Source organism: Planomonospora sp. ID67723 (genome assembly GCF_015711605.1).
Taxonomy (GTDB): domain Bacteria; phylum Actinomycetota; class Actinomycetes; order Streptosporangiales; family Streptosporangiaceae; genus Planomonospora_A.
The window spans coordinates 520,996-541,997 of the sequence record NZ_JABTEZ010000005.1 but is presented as its reverse complement, the minus strand read 5'-3'; the positions used below and the strand labels follow the sequence as shown (position 1 = coordinate 541,997).

Sequence of the window (21,002 nt, the reverse complement as noted above, 5' to 3'; positions counted from 1 at the left end):
CGGGAGCGGCCTTCGCGGTCTGCTGGGCGGCTGACCGCGCGGCTGTGGTTTCTGGTCGGCGTCGAAGATGCGGTCCATCGCGGTGGCCGCACGGGCGTCACCTTCCCGCAACCTCCGGGTCACCTGCCGCATGTTGGCTGGAACGCATGCCATGGCCGGAGACCGACGTCGTCGGAACGCACGTCAGCACGCCCGTCACCGTGTACGGGAAGGCCGAGCGGGCCCCGGACGGCGAGCTCGCCCACGAGGGGAACCGGGTCCCCGACATCGTCGCGCTGGACGCCCGGAGGCTGGTGGTCGGCTGGCGGGCCGGGGTGCGTGACGCCCGCGACCCCTCCCCGAAGGACCAGGGGGCGATCATGTGCGCCCGGTCGGAGGACGGGGGCGCGACCTGGGCGGTCGGCACGCTGGCCGAGGCGACCGCCGAGCACCGCTACCACTACGTGGTCTTCCTCAACGACGGCGGCGTCCTGTACGCGCTGCTCGGGCTGATCGTCGTCGACCGGGACCGGGATCGGCGGGGGAACGTGGACGGCTTCCCGACCGCGCTGGTGATGCGCCGGAGCACCGACGCCGGCCGCACCTGGACCGACTTCCCGATCACCGTGGACGTGCCGGACAACGGCAGGGGCGTGGTCGTCGCGGGGAAACCGCTGCGGCACGGCGGGCACTGGCTGGTGCCGTACTGGCGGCACGCCGGCGGGACCACCCGGGCGGGCGTGCTGCGCTCGGCGGACCTGCGGACGTGGAGGTCGGGCGGGCTCGCGGAGAACCCGCCCGGCGTGGCGGTCGAGGAACCGCAGATCGCGCTCTCCTCCGGCGACCCCGGCGCGCTCGTCATGGTCGCGCGCACGCTGGATCTTCGCGGCGGCGCGTCGGCGGCCGAGCGCGACGCCTACTACCGGGTCCGCGCCACCCACTGCGCCACCGCGACCAGCGCAGACGCCGGGCTGACCTGGTCGCCGATGACTCTGGACGAGGACCTCCCCAACTACTACGTCAAGACGTTCTTCACCCGCGACTCCGAGGGCCGCCACCTGGCGATCTACAACACGCTGGCCGGGCCGTTCACCGGGCCGCCGGAGAGCAAACCGGACCAGTACCGGGAGGTCCTCCACTACAAGGTGCGGCGGCCCGGCGAGCCGTGGGGCCCCGGGCGGCTCTTCGCCGACGGCAGGCGGCTGACCCGCGGGGCGGCGCGCGGCTGGGACGTCTATCCGAGCGCCGACGAGTACGCCCCGGGAAGGTTCTTCGTCGTCTGGGAGCACAACCAGATCAACATAAAGGTGGCCGGGCTCGACATCTCCCGGGGGTTCTCCGGCGACCTGCTCGGCGGGAGCTGGAAGCTGTACGGCGGCGCGCGGCGCACCTCCGGCGGCGGGTTCGCGCTCCGCAGCGCCGGCACCGCGGCCAGCGGCGCCACCTGCCCGCTCGACGTGCGCCGGAGCTGCGACTTCGTCCTGGAGTTCCGGGGCCGGGTGGACGACGACAGCGCGCTGGACCCCCGTACCGGAAACGGCGTCTGCCTCGGCGCGAAGGTCGCCAACGGGGCCAGGCGGCTGATGCTGGCCGTACAGCGGAGCGGGGTGTGGACGATGCGGAAGGGCTCGTCCGTCTGGGAGCGGATCCACGCGCTGGACGGCGCCGGGCGGCTCGCGACCTGGCGGGCGACCGTGGACGGCTCCGGCGTCGCCCGCCTGTACCGCGACGGCGCGGACACCGGGGCCGTCTGGGTGGTCCAGGACAGCCGGGACTCACCGCAGCTCACCCACTGGGTGACCGGCACCCCGGGCGGCAACGCCGCCGCGGCCACCGTCGAGTGGACCCGCCTCTCCCCCGCCCTCCCGGAGATGTGACGTCCGGACCGTCCACAGGGCGAGCGCGGGGCCGGAGTCGTCCACAGGCCGGACGGCATCGGCCCGTGCGCCCCCTCTCCACGCGATAGCTTTGGGGCGTCCATCACAAGGGGAAGAGATCGTGACGACTTCTATTGACCAGCGGATCGCCGACGAGCTGGGCGTGCGCGAGGGCCAGGTGCGGGCGGCGGTGGAGCTGCTCGACGGCGGGGCCACGGTGCCGTTCATCGCCCGTTACCGCAAGGAAGCCACCGGGATGCTCGACGACGCGCAGCTGCGCACCCTCGAGGAGCGGCTGCGCTACCTGCGCGAGATGGAGGAGCGGCGCACCGCGATCCTGGAGTCGGTCAGGAACCAGGGCAAGCTCGACGACGTCCTCGAGGCCCAGATCATGGCGGCCGACTCCAAGGCCCGGCTGGAGGACATCTACCTCCCCTACAAGCCCAAGCGGCGCACCAAGGCGCAGATCGCCCGGGAGGCCGGGCTGGAGCCGCTGGCCGACGGGCTGCTCGGCGACCCGTCGGCCGACCCGCAGGCCGCCGCCGCGGCCTTCGTGGGTGAGGGGGTGCCCGATGCCACCGCCGCGCTGGAGGGGGCGCGGGCGATCCTGGTCGAGCGGTTCGGTGAGGACGCCGACCTGGTGGGCGAGCTGCGCGAGCGCATGTGGAGCAGGGGGCGGCTGGTGGCGGCGGTGCGCGAGGGCAAGGAGGAGGCCGGTGCCAAGTTCGCCGACTACTTCGACTTCGCCGAGCCGTTCACCAAGCTCCCTTCGCACCGGATCCTGGCGATGTTCCGGGGGGAGAAGGAGGAGGTCCTCACCCTCACCCTGGAGCCGGAGGAGGAGCCCACCGGCACCTACGAGGCGGCCATCGCCCACCGCTTCGGCATCTCCGACCGGGGACGGCCCGCCGACAAGTGGCTGGCCGACACCGTGCGCTGGGCGTGGCGCACCCGCATCCTGGTCCACCTCGGCATCGACCTGCGGATGCGCATGTGGCAGGCGGCCGAGGACGAGGCGGTGCGCGTGTTCGCCACCAACCTGCGCGACCTGCTGCTGGCCGCCCCGGCGGGGACCCGGCCGACGATGGGGCTGGACCCCGGCCTGCGCACCGGGGTGAAGGTCGCGGTGGTGGACGCCACCGGCAAGGTCGTGGCGACCGACACGATCTACCCGCACGAGCCGCGCCGACAGTGGGACCAGTCGCTGGCGACGCTGGCCCGGCTGGCGCAGGAGCACGGGGTGGAGCTGGTCGCGATCGGCAACGGCACCGCCTCCCGGGAGACCGACAGGCTCGCGGGCGACCTGCTCAAGCTGGTCCCCGGCCTGACCAAGGTCGTGGTGTCGGAGGCCGGGGCGTCGGTCTACTCCGCCTCCGCCTACGCCTCGCAGGAGCTGCCGGACCTGGACGTCTCGCTGCGCGGCGCGGTCTCCATCGCCCGCCGTCTGCAGGACCCGCTGGCCGAGCTCGTCAAGATCGACCCCAAGTCCATCGGCGTCGGCCAGTACCAGCACGATCTGGCCGAGACCAAGCTCTCCCGCTCGCTCGACGCCGTGGTCGAGGACTGCGTGAACGCGGTCGGCGTCGACGTCAACACCGCCTCGGCGCCGCTGCTGACCCGGGTCTCGGGCATCGGCTCCGGGCTCGCGGAGAACATCGTCGCCCACCGCGACGCCAACGGCCCGTTCCGCACCCGGCGGGCGCTCAAGGACGTGGCCCGCCTCGGTCCCAAGGCCTTCGAGCAGTGCGCGGGCTTCCTGCGCATCCCCGGCGGCGACGACCCGCTCGACGCCTCCAGCGTGCATCCCGAGGCCTACCCGGTGGTCCGCCGCATCCTCTCGGCCACCGGCGGGGACATCACCCGGCTGATCGGCAACGGTACGGCGCTGCGGGCGTTGAAGCCGCAGGACTTCGTCGACGACACCTTCGGCCTGCCGACCGTCACCGACATCCTCAGCGAGCTGGAGAAGCCCGGCCGCGACCCCCGGCCCGCCTTCAAGACGGCGGCCTTCAAGGAGGGCGTGGAGAAGATCTCCGACCTGCAGCCCGGCATGCTGCTGGAGGGCGTGGTCACGAACGTCGCCGCGTTCGGCGCGTTCGTCGACGTCGGCGTGCACCAGGACGGCCTGGTCCACGTCTCGGCGATGTCGCGCACGTTCGTCAAGGACCCCCGCGAGGTGGTCAAGTCCGGTGACGTCGTCCGGGTGAAGGTGCTCGACGTCGACATCCCGCGCAAGCGCATCTCGCTCACCCTCCGCCTGGAGGACGAGACCGAGGCCCGTCCCGAGCAGCGCGACCGCTCCGGCGGCGGGCGCCGTGACGGCGGCCGCGGCGGCCAGCGCGGTGGCCAGGATGGCGGTCAGGGCAGTGGCGGCCAGACTGGGGGCGGCCAGGGCGGTGGCCGGCGCGGCGGCCAGGGCGGTGGCCAGGGCCGCGGCGGTCAGCAGCACGGTGGCCGTCGGGGGGACGACCAGCGGAACGCGCCGGGCGGTGCCATGGCCGAGGCCCTGCGCCGCGCCGGCCTCGACGGCTCCGGCCGCTGAAGTCCCCGGTCACGGCGGTCCGGAGCACCGTCCCCGGCGGCTCGGGCCGCGGTCCGTGGCGCTTCCCGGTGCCGTAGGGCCCACCTGCCGTACGGCCTGTGCCTCTCGTGGGGCGCAGGCCGTACGGCTATCCTGGGCGCAGGCATTCCCGTCGATGGTTCCGGGCGCACCGCCGAAGCGCCCTCAGCATGATCTGTCATCTTCCCGCGGAGGCCGTCCGCGTCCGGTCGTGACCGCCCCCGCCGTGCGGGTGCGCACCCGTGAAGACCTGCGAGCCACCCGCCGTCCCCGTCCACTCCGGTGCCTCGGCCACCTTTGCGTCGCCCCGCTCTGGCCGATGCACGGGGTCAACCTCGGCACCCTGCTGCGGACCTGCGACGCGGTCGGCGCGTGTATGGCCGTACCGCGCCTGCCGTGGGTCCCCGAAGCCCTCCGGCGCGGCAACACGCTCCGCAAGCCCGCCTGCGTGCACTGGGTTCGCGAGCCCCTGAACTGGCTCGCCGAGCGCAGGGCCGCAGGTGACCGCATCCTGGGTGTGGAACTGGCGGAGGAGGCCGTCCGCCTGGCCGACCTGCCCATGGCCCGCCACCCGACGGTGGCCGTACTCGGCCACGAACGCGGCGGCATCCCGCCGGAGGCCCTCGACCTGCTCGACGCGGCCGTGGAGATCCCGATGATCGGCACGGGGGCGAGCCTCAACGTGGCCGTCGCGGGATCGCTCGTCCTCTACAAGCTGGCGGGGTTCACCTGAGGCCCGCGCCGGGGCGGCCCGGCGTCAGGGGAGCGCGGCCGGACCGACGGCCCGGCCGGGGCCCTCCCCCGCGGTCAGAGCAGACGCCTGATGTCGCCGTAGGCCCGGTAGAACCCGCCGCGCCCCGAGGGGCGGATGCCCTCGACGAGATAGCGGACCCCCGCCTCGCGCACGTTCTTGGGGAACTGCACGTTCCAGCCGGACTCGTAACCCTCGCTGACCACCCGGACCCGCAGCCGTCCTCCCTCCTGGAAGCACTCCACCACCACGCCGCCGTCCGCCTGCGCCTCCGGTGAGACGGTCTCCACCGTCACGGCCGGCTCCACCGCGGCCAGGCCGGCGGCGGCCTTGACGTCCACCGGCTCGGGAACGGTGCCCTCCTGTGCCGCCCTGATCGCCGCCTCGGTGGCGTCGATGCAGGCCAGCGTGCCGTCGGTGGTGACGATGTAGAGACGGTCGTCGAGATACTGCATGGAGAAGGCCGAGCCGCAGCCGGTGGCGAGCTTCCACAGGCGCGTGCCGTCGGCGTCGAAGCAGTAGATGGAGGAGTGGTTGTCCCCGGCGAAGACGTAACGGCCGCCGGGAGCGGTGGCGCAGGAGAAGACGGTGGCGTCGCAGCGGTAGACCGCCTCCGCGCGGCCGTCGGACTTGCGCAGCCGGTGCACGGTGCCGCGCGAGGTGCCCGCGTAGACCGACTCGGCCTCCTGCCAGCCGAACAGCACCGCGCCCTGGACGCCGGCCTGCCAGACGGGAGCTCCGTCGGCGGCGTCGTAGCGGGCCACTCCCGCGGAGTGGCCGTGGTAGACGGCCTCGTCGTCGCAGCGGACCATCCAGGCAGAGTCGCCCTGGCCCGTGCGCGCCCACTGGAACTCGTCCTCGTGGTCGATGGTGGTGATCCGACCGGCCCGGTCGGACACGCCGAGCACGCCGTCGTGGATGTCGAGCCAGTAGATGTCGACGTCCTCGGCGATCTCGTAGGCGACCCGGGGCACCTTGCCGCTGAGGTCGTAGACCTTGCCGTCGTCGGCGCCTGCGTAGATCCAGAAGTCGTCGGCGACGATGCACTTGACGCCGTCGGGCAGCCGGAAGCGGCCGGTGACGGTGCCGTCGTGGGTGACGGTGTAGACGTCGCCCCGCTGGTTGCCCACCCAGCAGCGCTCGGCGTCCACGAAGATGCCGAACGCCGCCGCGCCGCTGGCGAAGCGCCACAGCACGGGGGCCTGGGTTGCGGTGGAGCGGGAGCTCACCACGCTGCGCCGGGTGACCGGCCGGGCCTGCCGCGCGCCCCGCACGGCGGTGGCGTAGCCCTTGCGGATCTTCTCGTTGACCTTCTTGGCCGCGGCGGCCGTGGCCTTCTCCTCGGTGGCGAAGGAGGACGCCTTGGTCTGCCCGGACTCCCCGATCCGGCCATAGGTGATCGTCACCTGCGTCCCGTCGAGCACGACCTCGTAGAACTTGTGCGAGCCGCCGCCGTCCTCCGACAGCTCCAGGTACGTGCTCCGCGCCGTCATCTCTCGCCTCTTCCGTTGATCGAGTTTCCGGGGAGCGTACGGCAGCCGGGTGACAAATGCTGATATGGGTAACCTGCTCCGCGTGACGGCCAGAAAAGTGATCATCGACTGCGACCCGGGACTCGACGACGCGCTGGCCCTGGTGCTCGCGTTCGGCGACCCGGAGCTGGAGGTCGTCGGGATCACCACGGTCGCGGGCAACGCCGCCCTGGAGCGGACCACCGCCAACGCGCTGCGGTTACGCGCGTTCCTGGGCACCGGCGAGGTGCCGGTCGTCCCGGGCAGCTCCCACGCGCTGACGGGGAACCGCCTGGCGCGCGAGGGCGGCCCCCACGGGGTCTCCGGCCTCGGCGCGGTGACGCTGCCCGAGCCGTCCCCGCCCCCGGCGGACGGCCATGCGGCCGGTTTCATCACCGAGGCCGTACGGGCTCATCCGGGCGAGGTCACCCTGGTCGCGCTCGGCCCGCTCACCAACGTCGCGCTGGCCGTGCGCGCGGCGCCGGACCTCGTGGACCAGGTCCGCGACCTGGTCGTCCTGGGCGGCTCCTACACCCGCCCCGCCCCGGCGCCCGATTTCAACCTGGCCGCCGACCCCGAGGCCGCCGCGCTCGTGTTCGGGGCGGGCCGGGCGGTGACCGCGCTCGGCGTCGACGTCGCCGGGCGCGCCCGGGCCGGGCGCGCGGTGGTGGCGGAGATGCGGGCGATGGGACGGCTCGGCCGCGAGCTGCTCGCCCCGTGCGCGGAGTTCCCCGGCAGAGCCGGAGGGGACGAGGGCCCGGCGGTCTACGACGCCTGCGCGATCGCCTGCGTGATCAACCCGGAGGTGGCGGCGTTCGCGCCCGCCGCGGTCACCGTGGAGACCTCCGGTTCCTCCGGCGGGTCGGGCAGCGCCGAAGGCACGCACGTCACCGGCGCCGGCGCGGCGGCCGGGCGCCCGCTTCCCGGGACGACGGTCACCGTCCTGCGGCCCGCCGGCCCGGCCAACGCCCTGGTCGCCACCGCCCTCGACGTCGAACGCTTCTGGGAGCTGACCCTGAACGCCTACCGCCGCCTCGCCCTCCGCCTGGGCTGACGACCGCCCGGCGCCACGCCGTGCGGAACGCTCCGGCCCCCGGTCGCGGCCGGGCCGCGTCCCCAGCGCCAGGCCGAGCGCCACCAGCACCGCCACCTCGGACAGGACGACCAGGCGCTGGATCATCCCCGCCGGGATGTCGTCGTTGCTCAGCTCGACGCCGAACATCCGCACCACGTACGGGATCACCACCAGCACCAGCACGCCCAGCGAGGCGAGGCTCAGTCCTTTCACCGCCCTGCTGTACGGCCGGCCTCCGTGCCGCCGGGCCAGGATCAGACCGGCGATCGGCATCGCCAGGAAAGCTGCGAACGCGGCATAGCGGTGGATGCCACCAGACATCGACAGCGGCACCCCCGGCCTGTCGGTGGGGAAGGCGCCGACCAGCAGCATGCACAGGCCCCAGATCCCCACCAGCAGCGCAGCCTTGCGGTCCTCGCCGCGGCGGGCCAGCAGGACCGCGAAAACCGTCGCGCCGAGGGCGAAGAAGGTGAGGGAGGCGGGCAGCAGCCAGCCGTCCGGCTCGAACGCGTACTCGCTGATCAGCGTGTGCGCGGGATCGAGGCCCGTGGCCACGTGCAGCCCGAGCATGGACGCGGCCCCGGCGCCGATCGCCGCATAACCGCCGAGGACCATTCCTGCTCCCGAAAACGCCTTGCTCTCCATGCCTCCAACCATCGCGACAGACCAGGTCACGGAGTATCCGAAATGATCCCGAACCATCCCTGAGTGATCCCGGAGGGACCCCGGGGCGGGGTGAGGGACTCTTCAGGGGGACGCCCGCCGTACCAGGCCGGTGAGCTGCGCGAAGAACGCCGGGGGTAGGGCCCTGCCCCATCAGGGTCGGTCCCGTCGGGGCCGGCCTGCCGGGGAGGGCGCACGCCGCTTCCCCGCCCGGAGCGCCGGGGAAGGGGAGCCCCGCTTGACTTAAAGTGCACTCGAAGATGCAGGGTGGTGCCCATGGGGATCACCATTCAGGAGGCCTCGCGCATATCGGGGCTGAGCACGCACACCCTGCGCTACTACGAGCAGATCGGGCTCATCCACGAGGTCGGCCGCGACACCGGCGGACGCCGCAGCTACACCCAGCCGGATCTCGAATGGCTGGACTTCCTCACCAAGCTGCGCACGACCGGGATGCCGATCGCCGAGATGTGCCGCTACGCGGAGCTGCGCCGTCAGGGCCCGGCGACCGCGACCGAGCGGCGGCACATGCTCGAAGCCCATCGGGAGCGGGTCCTGGAGAAGATCGCTCAGCTCAGCGAGGACGTCTCGATCCTCGACTACAAGATCAATTTCTATCACGCGCTGGAGAACTCATGAACAAGCGGCGTCTCGGCAACGACGGCCCCGGGGTCTCCGCCCTCGGACTCGGCTGCATGGGCATGTCGGAGTTCTACGGCCCGGCCGACGAGGCCGAGTCGGTCAAGGTGATCCACCGGGCGATCGAGCTCGGGATGGGTTTCCTGGACACCGCCGACATGTACGGCAGGGGCCACAACGAGGAGCTGGTCGGACGGGCGGTCGCCGACCGCAGGGACCGGGTGGTGCTGGCGACCAAGTTCGGCGTCGTCCGGAGCGACGACCCGGCCGTGCGCGGCATCGACGGCAGCCCCGAGTACGTCAGGAAGGCATGCGACGCCTCGCTGCGCAGGCTCGGCGTGGACCACATCGACCTGTACTACATGCACCGGCGCGACACGCGGGTGCCGATCGAGGAGACCGTCGGGGCGATGGCCGAGCTGGTCGCCGCGGGCAAGGTCGGCCACCTGGGCCTGTCGGAGGTGAGCGCGCAGACCCTGCGGGCGGCGCACGCCGTCCACCCGATCGCCGCGCTGCAGAGCGAGTACTCCCTGTTCACCCGGGGCATCGAGGAGGAGATCCTGCCGGCGGCCAGGGAGCTGGGCGTGGCGCTGGTGGCCTACTCCCCGATCAGCCGGGGTCTGCTCGGCGGGGCCCTCCCGCCGGTCGAGGAGATGCCCGACGACGATTTCCGCAAGCACCTCCCCCGCTTCACCGGGGAGAGAGGTGCGAGCAACGAGGCGCTCGTCGCGGACGTCCGCAAGATCGCCGAGGAGGCGGGCTGCACCCCGGCCCAGCTCGCCCTGGCCTGGGTGCTGTCCCGGGGCGAGGACGTCGTCCCCATCCCCGGCACCAAGCGGCTGAGTTATCTGGAGGAGAACGCGGCGGCGGCCGATGTCAGGCTGAGCGCCGACGTGCTCGCCGCGCTGGAGGCCGCCGTGCCCAGCGGGGCCGTACGCGGTGACCGCTACCCGGACATGTCCCTCGTCGAGAAGTGACCGCCTCCCGGGCGCGCCGCCCGCCGGGAGGCGTGTCCGGGCCCCGCGTCGTCGCGGCACGTCCCGATCCGCTGTCCGCCTTGAGACGGACCCCGCGTCCCCTGCTCGGAGCCCGGCGGCTCCGAGCAGGGGTCCACAGGACCTCCGGCCCGCAGACTTATCCGCCTCGAGAGGGATCCCCCGGCCCGTATGTCCCCTTTACCCTCGCCTCATGAGCCACCGCCCGCCTCCCACCTTCGTCGACTGGCTGATCTCGGCGGCCGTCCTGTTGTTCGGCGTCGCCGAAGAACTCGGCGGGCGCCATTTCGTTTCCGGGCAGAGCCGTTCCTGGTGGTGGATCGGAGCGGTGGTGGCCGCCGCGGCCCTGGTGCTCGTGCGGCAACGGGCTCCGTTCACCGTGCTGACCGTCTACACGCTGGCGAGCGCGGCCTCGATCGCGTACTTCGGCGAGATTTCGCCCGCGTGGCAGCTCTACACCCAGCTCATCCTGTTGTTCACGCTGCTGAGCGCGTTCCCGCCGGAAGATCGGCGGGTGCGCGCGGGACTGGCGGTCACCGCCGGATTCGACCTGGCCTTGCTGGTGCTGGCCACACCGGAGCTGGCAGTCGGTGATGTGGCCGTCCTGATGGTGATGACCTCCATCGCGGGCGGCGCGGGCGTGGCCGTACGGCGCTACCGGCAGATCGCCCTCCAGGCGCAGGAACGTGGAGAGCTGGTCGCCCGGGAGGCGGTGACCGAGGAGCGGTTCCGGATCGCCCGCGAACTGCACGACGTCGTCGCGCACAGCGTCAGCGTGATGGTCATGCAGGCGGGCGCGACACGGCTGATGCTCCGTCCCGACCAGGTCACCGAGCGCGAGGCGCTGAAGGTGGTCGAGGAGACCGGACGCGAGGCGGTGGAGGAGCTGCGCCTCATGGTCGGGCTGCTCAGGACCGGTTCCGGGCACGACGGCCTCACTCCGCAGCCCAGCCTGGCCAGGCTGGACGAGCTGGTGGAGCAGGTGCGCCTGGCGGGCCTCGACGTGCGGCTGACCATCGAGGGCAGCCCCGTACCGCTCCCGGTGGGCCTGAACCTGTCGGCCTACCGGATCGTCCAGGAGGCGCTCACCAACACGCTCCGGCACGCGGGGCCCACCAGATCCGAGGTGACGGTCGCCTACCGCTCCCGGATGCTCTGCCTGGACATCGTCGACGAGGGACCCCGCGACGGCCGGGCCCCCGCCTCCGGCGGGCCCGGCCACGGGCTGGTCGGCATGCGTGAGCGGGTCGCGCTGTTCCACGGCCGCCTGTCGGCCGGCCCGCTCCCGGACGGCGGGTACGGCGTGCGGGTCTCCCTCCCGCTGAACGGCCGGATCCCCGTGGTCACATGATCTTCGTTCTCCTCGCGGACGGCCAGGCGACGGTCGCCGCGGGCTCCGGCTCGCCATCGGCGCCCAGCCGGCCTCCGGCCGAACCCGGTCCGCGCCGGAGCCGTCCGCTACACCTGCGAGAACGGTCCGGCCCGCCCCCGTGATCCGTAGCGCGCCGGAGCGGCTCGTCACGGACAGGGCGGGCGCGGGCCGTCAGCGCCGGAACCGCTCGGCGAGCGTGTTGAGGTTGTGCGCCAGCCCCGCGAGCTCCGTGGCCGCCGTCTCGGTGTGGGTGGCACCGTCGTGGGTGGTACGGGTCGCCTCGGCGACGTTCAGGATCGAGCTGGTGATGTCGCTCGACGAGCGGGAGACCACGTCGATACCGGCGCCGATGGACTGGGTGGCCTGACTCTGCACCTCGATCGCCGAGACGATGGACCGCTGGATCTCGTCGATGCGGTTGATCACCGCGCTGATCCGGCCGATCGCCTCGATCGCGTTCTCGGTGTCCCCCTGCATCGCCGCGACCTTGTTCTCGATGTCCTCGGTGGCGGAGGCGGTCTCCTGGGAGAGGTCCTTCACCTCGCCCGCGACGACCGCGAAGCCCTTGCCCTGCTCACCGGCCCTGGCCGCCTCGATGGTCGCGTTGAGCGCGAGCAGGTTCGTCTGCTGGGCGATCGAGGTGATCATGTTGACCACGGCGCTGACCTCACCGCTGGAGGCCCGAAGCCGCTCGATCGTACGGTTGGTGGTCGTGGCCAGGCCGACCGCTTCCTCGGCCACCTGCACGGCCTCGGCGACGGCGCCGTTGATGTCGCGGATGGAGGTCTGCAGGCTCTGGGCCGCCTCGTTGGTCGAGCTGACGCTCCGCGCGACCTGGTCCACGTTGGACGAGGCGTTGCTGGCCTGGTCGGCCGCGGTCTGCGCACCCGTCGCCAGGTCCCGGCTGGTGTCCGAGAGCCTGCTGGAGGCGGAGATGAGGGCCGCGGCGTTCTCGGCGATCTCGCCGATGGCGTCGCGGACCGTGGCGACGACCTCGTCGAGGCTCTTGCCGAGCTCGGTGAGCTCGTCGTTGCCGCCGATCTCCGCCCGCACGGTCAGGTCCTTGTCCGCCAGGGCCCTCATGCCGGTGACGAAGGAGCCGATGCGGCGCGAGACCCGCCGGGCGAGCAGGACGGCGGCGCCGCCCAGCAGCACCGCGGCCAGTCCCGCCGTGACCAGGGTGAGGTTCTTGGCGTCGGAGGCCATTCCCACGGCCGTCGCGGAGGTCTCCTCGGCCTGCTCGGCGATCGCCTTCTCCAGCTTGGGAAGGGTCTCGTCGAACCTCTTGTAGTGGCTCTCGAAGTCCGGCCGGGCCTTGGCCGCACCGAGCTGCCCGGGGTCGCTGACCACCCGGCTGGCCAGGGTGACCATCCGCTGCCCGGCCGCGATCATCTGGTCGGCCGCGTCCTCCAGGTCCTTCACCTGCGGGGCCAGCTCCGGCTGGACCCCGACGATGTGGGCCAGGTTGGCGCGCAGCTCCGACACGTGCGCGCCGAGCAGGTCGAGCACGCCCTGCCGCTCGGCGCTGTCACGCGTGGTCAGCGCGTTCAGGACGTCACCGCGGAAGGCCACCCGGGCGGTGTCCGCCGCGCCGATGGCTCTCAGCGCCGTCGCCGCGGAACGCGCCTCGCTCTGCGCCTCCTCCAGTTGGGAGATGCCCCGGTAGCCGATCAGGCCGGCCGCGGTGACAAGGAGAAAGCCTGCGGCCGCCAGGGCCAGGATCTGGTGTCGAATCGTCAGTCTCATAATCGCCTCTTCGCTCGCTTGCGAGGCAGATCGGCAGGGGAAAGCCGGAGCTTAGGGCTCAAGTGAGATGAGTCACTGCCGATTCGCATGGCAAGAACCGACAGGTCCACCGAGTACCCAAGGACACCCCATGCGCATCACCCCGTGGCTGGCGGCCCTCGCCGCCGGCGTTCTCCTCACCGGATGCTCAGCCGATCCGGACACCCCGGCCGGCTCTGGCGCGGCGGACGCACCGGCCGCGCAGTCCTCGGCCGCACGATCGTACGTGCCCGACGACATCCGGCGGGCGGGCACCCTCCTCATCGGCTCCGATCTGTCCTACGCCCCCATGGAGTTCATGGACGGCGGCGAGCAGGCCGGGTTCGACGTCGACCTGGCGCGTGCGATCACCGCCCGGCTGGGCCTGAAGCTGGAGATGCGCCAGACGGGGTGGGGCGACCTGCTCGACAAGGTGGAGTCCGGCGAGCTCGACGCCGCCATGGCGTCCATCACCGACACCGCCGAGCGGCAGGGCCGCGTCGACTTCGTCGACTACCTCAACGTCGGCTCCGTCGTCGTGGCGGGGGTCAAGACGGAGTCCGAGGGCATCACCGCCCTGTGCGGGCGGCGGGTGGCCGTCCCGGCGGAGACCATCTACGTCGGCCTCGCCGAGGCGCAGGACAAACGCTGCCCGGCGGGCAAGAAGCTGACGGTCGTCACGGTCGGCGCACTGTCCGACTCCAAGCAGGCGGTGCTCGACGGCAAGGCCGAGGTCTACCTCGACGACTTCCCCCCTGCGGCGGTGTCGGTGCAGGAGAACCCCTCGCTGCGCATCTCCGGGGCTCAGATCGAGGCGGCGCCGTACGGCATCGCGATCGGCAAGGACCAGGGCACCTTGAAGAAGGCCATCCAGCTCGCCCTGTACGAGCTGTTCGAGGACGGCACCTACGACGAGCTGCTGGAGAAGTGGAAGATCTCCGAGGGCTCTCTCAAGACCGGTGCCATCAACGGCGGGGCCTGATCGGGCCGGAGCCCCACTGAGCAGTAAGGATGTCGTAACCGGGCAGCAATCTGAACGGGTTGCTGTCCGGTCGCATGCACAGGAAGAAGCTCACCGTCGTGGGCGTGGTGGCGGTGGCGGCCCTGGCCGTCCCCGCGACCGCCTCGGCCTCTCCCGACAAGTCCGTGACGGTGACCGTGATGGGCACCTCCGACCTGCACGGCAACACCGTGAACTGGGACTACTTCAAAAACGCCGAGTTCACCGACAGCAGGGGCAACGACGTCGGCCTGGCCAAGGTGTCGACGCTCGTCAGCAAGATCCGCGCTGAACGCGGCGCGGACCGCACGCTGTTGTTCGACTCCGGGGACACCATCCAGGGCACCCCGCTGGCGTACTACTACGCCAAGATCGAACCGGTGAACGAGACCGGCGAGCTCCACCCGATGGCCCGCGCGATGAACGCGATCGGCTACGACGCCGTGACGCTGGGCAACCACGAGTTCAACTACGGGCTGCCGCTGCTGGCCACCTGGGTCGAGCAGATGAGGGCCCCGGTGCTCGGCGCCAACGCCGTCCACGCGAAGTCCGGCCGGCCCGCCTACCAGCCGTTCACCATCAAGACGATGAGGATCAAGGGCGAGAGGCCGGTCAAGGTCGGCGTGCTCGGCCTGACCAACCCGGGCGTCGCGATCTGGGACAAGGCCAACGTCGCGGGCAGGCTGCGCTTCACCGACCTGGTGCAGAGCGCCAAGAAGTGGGTGCCGGTCATCCGCGGCCTCGGCGCCGACGTGGTCGTGGTGACCGCCCACGCGGGCGACAACGGCATGTCGTCCTACGGCGGTGACCTGCCGATCGAGAACGCCTCGGCCATGGTCGCCGAGCAGGTCCCGGGCGTGGACGCGGTGCTGTTCGGGCACGCGCACAACGAGGTGGCGCAGAAGTTCGTCACCAACAAGGTGACCGGCCGGCAGGTGCTGCTGACCGAGCCCGGCAGGTGGGGCCAGCGGCTGAGCGTGCTGGACTTCCGGCTCACCAAGCAGCGCGGCAGGTGGGTCGTCACCGGCAAGTCCTCCACCACGCTCAACACCAACACCGTGGACGAGGACCCGAAGATCGTCGCGCTCATGAAGGAGCAGCACGACACCACGGTCAAGTACGTCAACACGGTCGTCGCGCAGTCCAAGGAGCAGCTCTCGGCCGCGGAGTCGCCGTACAAGGACACCGCGATCCTGGACTACATGTAGAACATTCCTTGAGGCGAGGTTCTCAAGGAGGCGTCATGCCACGCTTGGTCGCGCTGGGGCCAGACTCCCCGATTCCGGTGGTCTCATACGCTCGCATCTCGGCGGACACCAAGAAGGACGAACACGGTGTGAAGGACCAGCACATCGTGAACCACGAGACGGCTGCCCGTTGCGGATGGACTGTTGTGCATCAGTTCACCGACAACGACAAGTCCGCCTCGAAGGCCGATGTCGTCCGCGACGGCTTCGAAGCGATGCTCATAGCCCTGCGCAAGGGCCAACTCCCCGACGGCACGCCGGTCCGCGGTGTGGTGGTCGTGGCCGATGACCGCCTTGCCCGGCGTTCGGGTGACTATGAACGCTTCGTCGACGCGTTCACCTACAACGATGGCTTCGTCTTCGCCGACTCCAAGAGCGTCAAGAACCTCTACAGCGAGGACGTAGAGAGCATGGGCATGTTCGGCGTGGTCATCTCCAAGATGGAGGCTCGGAAGATCCAGCGCCGCATGCGCCGTTCACATCAGGCGCGGGCCATGCAGGGCAAGCCGGTGGGCGGGGTGCGTCCGTTCGGCTGGAAGGTCGATCGCCTGACCCTCGACCCTGCCGAAGCTCCGCTCATCCAGAAGGCCGCGCGCGACTTCATCGCTGGTCGTTCCCTGAACTCGATCGTGACGGAGTGGCAGAAGGCGGGTGTGCTGACCCCCCGGGGCAACCCCTGGCGAGTGCAGACCTTGGGGACCATGCTGGCCGCTCCCCGATTGTGCGGCTGGCGTCGGCTCAACGGGGACTTCGTACGGGACGCGGAGGGCAACCCCGTCGTCGGCCAGTGGACTCCGATTCTCACCCCGGAAGAGTGGCTCGCCGTGCAAGCGATCATCGATAGCAGGAAAGGCAACCAAGTGGGCAGCGACGGTGCTGTCTCCGGCCCTCTCACGCAGGATTGGCGGGAGCACACCTATCTCCTTACCGGGTTCCTCCGGTGTGGACGGCTCATGCCTAACGGCAAGATCTGCAACAAGCGACTGCGGGCGTCAAAGCCGAAAGGCAAGGGTTACCACCTCTATCAGTGCCAGTCGAAAGGCGCGGGCGGGTGCGGTGGTGTCAGCCGGCGCGGCGACCTGGTGGACTTCGCGATCTCTCAACTCGTCCTGAACTTCATGGAAGCGAGAGCGGTCTTCAACGCCCCTGAGCAAGATCCCTCCTGGGGCAAAGAAGACGAGTTGTCCGCCGCCATACAGCGTCGCGATGCTCTGACGGCGAAGTGGGAGAGTGAGGAAATCAGCAACGAGTTCTTCTTCAGCGCTCTTCCCCGGCTTGAGAAGACGATCAGTCGGCTCCGTGCGGAGAAGCACAGGCATGCCGCCTCGGTCGAGCGTCAGCGCGCAAGCTCGGCGATCGACATCACCGAACTCCGCCGTCGTTGGGACCTGCCCGAAGAAGAAGGCGGTCTGGCTCTGTCGCAGAAGCGAGCACACATCCGGGAAGAGCTGCTCGCCGTGATCGTCCATCCGGCGGGCGGGGGCTACAAGCCCTTCAATCCCGATCTGCTGGAGCCGGTCTGGCGGGAAGACTGACCGGACGTCCTGAGACGTCCTCATCGATCAAGGGGGCTGACTGCCTTACCGGAAGGTGACAGCCCCCTTACTTATGCCCTCAAACGATCAGGTGCAGCCGTATGCAGTCGGACGCCATGGGACGCAACCGGACGCCACTGGACGTCTAGGGACTCTCACGGGGACTCACAGTTAATGGACTGCGCGGAACCTTGGCCTGCATGCATTCGCCTTTCGAGTGGTACAAATGTGAGTACGAAAAGAGCCCCGTAGTTCGGGAAGCAGCGAGACACCAGCCGCGACAGACCGAGCACAGAACGCCACCGGGCAATAAAACGATGACAAGCCGTTCCGCTGGGGGGACCCGGCCAGCGGTAGGCCCACACCACGGCAGTGCTCACCTGGCTAAACCGTCGCGCAAAACCTAACACTCCACGCTCTCGCTGAAAGAGACACCACCGCAAGAGCGGGTATGCCGTTCCGGCATATCCGGCGATGGCGCTCGCCCTTTTCCCGATACAGACGGCGGCTTTCCCTGCGAGGAAAGGAGTGAATTGGTACCCAAAGGACCGGTACCACAAGCCGCGCTTATCGAGGAGTGGACTAAGCGCATGATCGCTCAGGCTCCTGAGCGTTCGCCCGAGAAGTGGCGGCGTATCGCTGCCATCTACGGCATCGAGTTCTCTCACCAGCGGGCCGATGCCGCTCCCTCCGTCCCCGCCGAGAGCGGGAGGGATGCCGCGTGAGCGATGTCCCACCCTTCTCGCCTGACATCCTGGCCGCCGTACAACGTGCAGCCATGCCGGACTTCGCCCGGTGGCAACGCATGGTGTACGCAACTGGCGGCTGCGCTCAGCCCGTCCGGCTCCACGGGGAACGCCTGACCGTGGACGCCGGAACGGGTGAGGTCCTGGACGTCTACCGGACCGCCGACGAACCCACCGGGTTTCTGCTGACCGCATGCGGCAACCGGCGCGCGTCCCGTTGCCCGTCCTGCTCGGCCACCTATCGAGACGACACCTATCACCTGATCATCTCCGGCCTCCGTGGCGGTAAGGGCGTTCCGGAGGACGTGAGTGAACATCCACGCGTGTTCGCCACGTTCACCGCTCCCTCCTTCGGTGCGGTCCATGCTCGTAGAGAGAAGAACGGCAAGGTCCTGCCGTGCCGCCCCCGACGTGACTTCCCGGTATGCGAGCATGGGCGGCCCGAAAGCTGCGGCACCCACCATGACCGCGACGACCCCCAGCTTGGGCAACCCCTCTGCATGGACTGCTACGACTACCGGAACGCGGTGTTGTGGAACGCCCATGCGGGACGGCTCTGGCGGGAGTTCACCAAGACCGTGCCGTCCGTCTTCGCCCGGCTGCTCGGCGTCAGCCGTACCGAACTGCGCCGGATGCTGCGCCTGTCGTATGCCAAGGTCGCCGAGTATCAGGCGCGCGGCCTGGTCCACTTCCATGCCGTCATCCGGCTCGACGGCCCCGAGGGACCAACCGACCGGCCGCCGGCCTGGGCCACCATTCCCCTGCTGGATCAGGTGATCCGGCAGGCTGCCCAACAGGTCACGGTTTCCGTTCCGGACGGCCATCGTTCGTCGCTGGCTCTGGGATGGGGTGATCAGCTCGACGTCCGGCCGGTCTACGTCTCCACCGAGTTGGACGGCGTCAGCGATCAGCGGGTGGCCTCCTACGTGGCCAAGTATGCCACCAAAGGGGCCGAATCCGCCGGAACCGTGGATCGTCCGATCCGGAACGTCTGGGATGTGACCAGCTTGGACGTGACCGAGCACGCCCGACGCATGATTTTGACGTGTTTCATCCTCGGTGATCTTCCACAGTACCGGGATGTGCCGCTCCGGCAGTGGGCTCACATGCTCGGCTACGGCGGGCACTTCTCGACCAAGAGCCGCCACTACTCCGTCACTCTGGGAGACCTGCGCCAAGCACGCGCCGATCACCGAGCCGCGCAAGCACGGGCGATCCTCGGCCTGCCTGACCCAGCGGAGAGAGACACGATCACCGTGCAAGACTGGCGCTACGCCGGGAGCGGGCACCGCCACGGCGAAGCGTTCTGGGCCGAACTCGCCCGACAACGTATCGCCACCGCCCGGAAGATCACCAAGGAACGGGCCGAACAGGTCCCGGCCGACGGCGCGTCAAGATCTACTGACGAACAGTGTCGAGATGTCCTCGCTGATTAGGATCATGCCGTGGAGCCTCCAGAGAGGACACGCGGTGTCCTGTACGTGATCACCTGTGCCGCGCCTGCGGCTGCCGATGTCCGACGCCTGGTGGTGCTCGCGCAGGAAGCCGGGTGGCGGGTACACGTGGTCACCACGCCGATGGGGGAACGCTTCGTCGATGCTCCCGCGCTGGAACAACTGACCGGGGATCGGGTCCGCAGCACCTACCGCATGCCGGACGAGCCGAAGGGCCTGCCTCCGGCCGATGCGGTGATCGTGGCTCCGGCGACGTTCAACACGATCAACAAGTGGGCGAACGGCATCGCTGACACGTTCGCGGTGGGTCTGCTGTGCGAGGTGATGGGCTTCGGCACTCCCATCGTGGCCGTTCCGCTGCTGAAAGACGCACTCGCCCGGCATCTGGCCTTCGGCCGCAGCCTCGACGCACTGCGGGAAATGGGGGTGCGGGTGCTGTTCGATCCCGATGCGCCGCCGCATGCCCGCATGCCATCCTGGGAACGCATCATGCAAGAACTGCACAGCGCTGTCGGGGAGCGACACTCACAGAGGTGATGGCGTGGATGCCCGCAAGGAGATCGGACAGCGAATCGCCCGGGCACGCCGTCGCCGTGGCCTGTCACAGGTCGTCCTCGCCGGACTGATCGGCCGTTCCGAGAGCTGGCTCAGCCAAGTCGAACGGGGCCAGCGCCCCATGGACAGCCACACAGTGATCAGCGCCCTTGCTGAGATCCTGGGCTTGCCCGTCGATGAACTCACCGCGACGAAAACAGACACGATGACGCAGTATCGAGCGGCGTCCGCCATCCGCCAGGCCATGATGAGCTACGACGGCTTGGCGTCCCTGATCGACCCCCGTCACGTCGAAGGGTCGCTGGAAAGCCTCACCTGGCTCCGCCACGAGGTCCGGCGAGTGAACCGGCTCTATCAGGCGACGCACTACGACGACGTCGGCAGGCGGCTCCCGGGATTGATCGTGGCAACCGAACTCGGCAGTCGTCACGCGCCGACCAAGTACCGGCGGGCCTATCAGACGCTCCGCTCGCTGACGTACCACTGCACCACGACCACACTGCGGCGCGTGGGAGAGGCCGAACTCGCCTGGATGGCGGCTGATCGCTCATTGGCTGCAGCAGAGGAAGCCGAACGGCCCCTGCTCGTCGCGGTCAGCGCCTACCGGCTCGGCTACGTCTTCGTACGGCTCCGCGAACCGGACAGGGCGCTTCAGGTCGTGCTCCGGGCCGCCGAAGCACTGAACCGCTCCTCCCGACGTGCAGACCCCCGGCCGCTGTCCCTGCTCGGTGCGCTCCACCTCGTCGCGGTCACCGCTGCCGCTCGATACGACCAGGCGGCGGTGAGAACCTTCCTCGAACAGGCACGGCAGACCGCCGAACTCATAGGGGAGGAGCGCAACGACTTCTGGACCGCCTTCGGACCGGCCAACGTCACCATTCACGAGATCTCCGCAGCGGTGGAGGCCGGAGACGCACGCCAGGCCATCCGCAAAAGCGAAGCACTGAACCCGGATGACCTGGCGGCCGGGCTCGTCGGGCGGCGCGCTCAGGTACATCTCGACCTGGCGCGGGCCTACGCGGTCCAGCGTAAGGACGCCGCTGCGGTGAACATGCTCCTTGAGGCCGAACGGCTCTCACCCGAACTCGTGCGCTACGGCAGCCGCCCCCGTGACCTGCTGACCCAACTCCTCAAGCGAGAACACCGGGCGAGCACTCCACAGCTCCGCGGGCTCGCCACCCGGGCCGGAATCGCCTGATCCACACTTTTGTGCGGGTTCTTTGGCTTCACAGCGGTACGGCTTCCCCTGCGATATCGCGCCTACGGTCTCTCCTGACCT

At 70.3% G+C, this 21,002-nt stretch carries 15 protein-coding genes and 1 pseudogene; 13 read left to right on the top strand and 3 right to left on the bottom strand.

Annotated elements, in window-relative coordinates; translation table 11 throughout:
* Positions 1 to 146: 146 nt before the first annotated feature.
* From HS041_RS33305 to HS041_RS33295, 3 genes are all read left to right on the top strand, one after another.
* A complete protein-coding gene (locus tag HS041_RS33305) occupies positions 147 to 1,856 on the top strand; it encodes a sialidase family protein (protein WP_196444817.1) in 1,710 nt (569 codons plus the stop codon).
* 121 nt (positions 1,857 to 1,977) lie between these two features.
* Positions 1,978 to 4,398 carry a Tex family protein gene (locus HS041_RS33300; protein ID WP_196444816.1) on the top strand — a complete coding sequence of 807 codons (2,421 nt, stop codon included), beginning with the start codon at positions 1,978 to 1,980 and terminating at the stop codon, positions 4,396 to 4,398.
* Between the two features lie 337 nt (positions 4,399 to 4,735).
* Complete coding sequence (locus HS041_RS33295) at positions 4,736 to 5,149, top strand: TrmH family RNA methyltransferase (protein ID WP_230880072.1); 414 nt, start codon at positions 4,736 to 4,738, stop codon at positions 5,147 to 5,149.
* A 74-nt stretch (positions 5,150 to 5,223) separates the two neighbouring features.
* On the opposite strand, the gene HS041_RS33290 is transcribed toward HS041_RS33295, so the two are convergent.
* Entirely contained in the window at positions 5,224 to 6,660 is a 1,437-nt protein-coding gene (locus HS041_RS33290; protein ID WP_196444814.1) for a WGR domain-containing protein, read from the bottom strand.
* Between the two features lie 82 nt (positions 6,661 to 6,742).
* Between HS041_RS33290 and HS041_RS33285 the strand changes: the two genes are divergently transcribed.
* Positions 6,743 to 7,732 (top strand): nucleoside hydrolase, encoded by a 990-nt coding sequence (locus tag HS041_RS33285; RefSeq protein ID WP_196444813.1) that lies wholly within the window; start codon positions 6,743 to 6,745, stop codon positions 7,730 to 7,732.
* A 129-nt stretch (positions 7,733 to 7,861) separates the two neighbouring features.
* On the opposite strand, the pseudogene HS041_RS40560 reads toward HS041_RS33285, so the two are convergent.
* Positions 7,862 to 8,323, bottom strand: a pseudogene (locus HS041_RS40560) (DUF998 domain-containing protein); the annotation flags it as partial.
* 369 nt (positions 8,324 to 8,692) lie between these two features.
* Between HS041_RS40560 and HS041_RS33275 the strand changes: the two are divergent.
* The 3 genes from HS041_RS33275 (at position 8,693) to HS041_RS33265 (ending at position 11,401) form a co-directional block, all read left to right on the top strand.
* Positions 8,693 to 9,055 (top strand): MerR family transcriptional regulator, encoded by a 363-nt coding sequence (locus tag HS041_RS33275; protein ID WP_196444812.1) that lies wholly within the window; start codon positions 8,693 to 8,695, stop codon positions 9,053 to 9,055.
* Positions 9,052 to 10,032, top strand: coding sequence for an aldo/keto reductase (locus HS041_RS33270; protein ID WP_196444811.1), 981 nt, complete (start codon positions 9,052 to 9,054; stop codon positions 10,030 to 10,032). The genes HS041_RS33275 and HS041_RS33270 overlap by 4 nt, the downstream gene beginning before the upstream one ends.
* 211 nt (positions 10,033 to 10,243) lie before the next feature.
* A complete protein-coding gene (locus tag HS041_RS33265; protein ID WP_196444810.1) occupies positions 10,244 to 11,401 on the top strand; it encodes a sensor histidine kinase in 1,158 nt (385 codons plus the stop codon).
* A gap of 192 nt (positions 11,402 to 11,593) precedes the next feature.
* On the opposite strand, the gene HS041_RS33260 is transcribed toward HS041_RS33265, so the two are convergent.
* Positions 11,594 to 13,168 (bottom strand): methyl-accepting chemotaxis protein, encoded by a 1,575-nt coding sequence (locus HS041_RS33260; protein ID WP_196444809.1) that lies wholly within the window; start codon positions 13,166 to 13,168, stop codon positions 11,594 to 11,596.
* A gap of 130 nt (positions 13,169 to 13,298) precedes the next feature.
* On the opposite strand from HS041_RS33260, the gene HS041_RS33255 reads away from it, so the two are divergent.
* From HS041_RS33255 to HS041_RS33230, 6 genes are all read left to right on the top strand, one after another.
* Positions 13,299 to 14,168, top strand: coding sequence for a transporter substrate-binding domain-containing protein (locus HS041_RS33255; protein WP_196444808.1), 870 nt, complete (start codon positions 13,299 to 13,301; stop codon positions 14,166 to 14,168).
* 74 nt (positions 14,169 to 14,242) lie between these two features.
* On the top strand, positions 14,243 to 15,394 hold the full coding sequence (locus HS041_RS33250; protein ID WP_230880069.1) for a metallophosphoesterase: 1,152 nt from the start codon (positions 14,243 to 14,245) through the stop codon (positions 15,392 to 15,394).
* Positions 15,395 to 15,429: 35 nt separating this feature from the next.
* Complete coding sequence (locus HS041_RS33245) at positions 15,430 to 16,968, top strand: recombinase family protein (RefSeq protein ID WP_196444807.1); 1,539 nt, start codon at positions 15,430 to 15,432, stop codon at positions 16,966 to 16,968.
* A 721-nt stretch (positions 16,969 to 17,689) separates the two neighbouring features.
* On the top strand, positions 17,690 to 19,150 hold the full coding sequence (locus tag HS041_RS33240; protein WP_196444806.1) for a replication initiator: 1,461 nt from the start codon (positions 17,690 to 17,692) through the stop codon (positions 19,148 to 19,150).
* A gap of 9 nt (positions 19,151 to 19,159) precedes the next feature.
* Positions 19,160 to 19,705, top strand: coding sequence for a flavoprotein (locus HS041_RS33235; RefSeq protein WP_196444805.1), 546 nt, complete (start codon positions 19,160 to 19,162; stop codon positions 19,703 to 19,705).
* A 4-nt stretch (positions 19,706 to 19,709) separates the two neighbouring features.
* A complete protein-coding gene (locus tag HS041_RS33230) occupies positions 19,710 to 20,921 on the top strand; it encodes a helix-turn-helix domain-containing protein (RefSeq protein WP_307845566.1) in 1,212 nt (403 codons plus the stop codon).
* Positions 20,922 to 21,002: the final 81 nt, after the last annotated feature.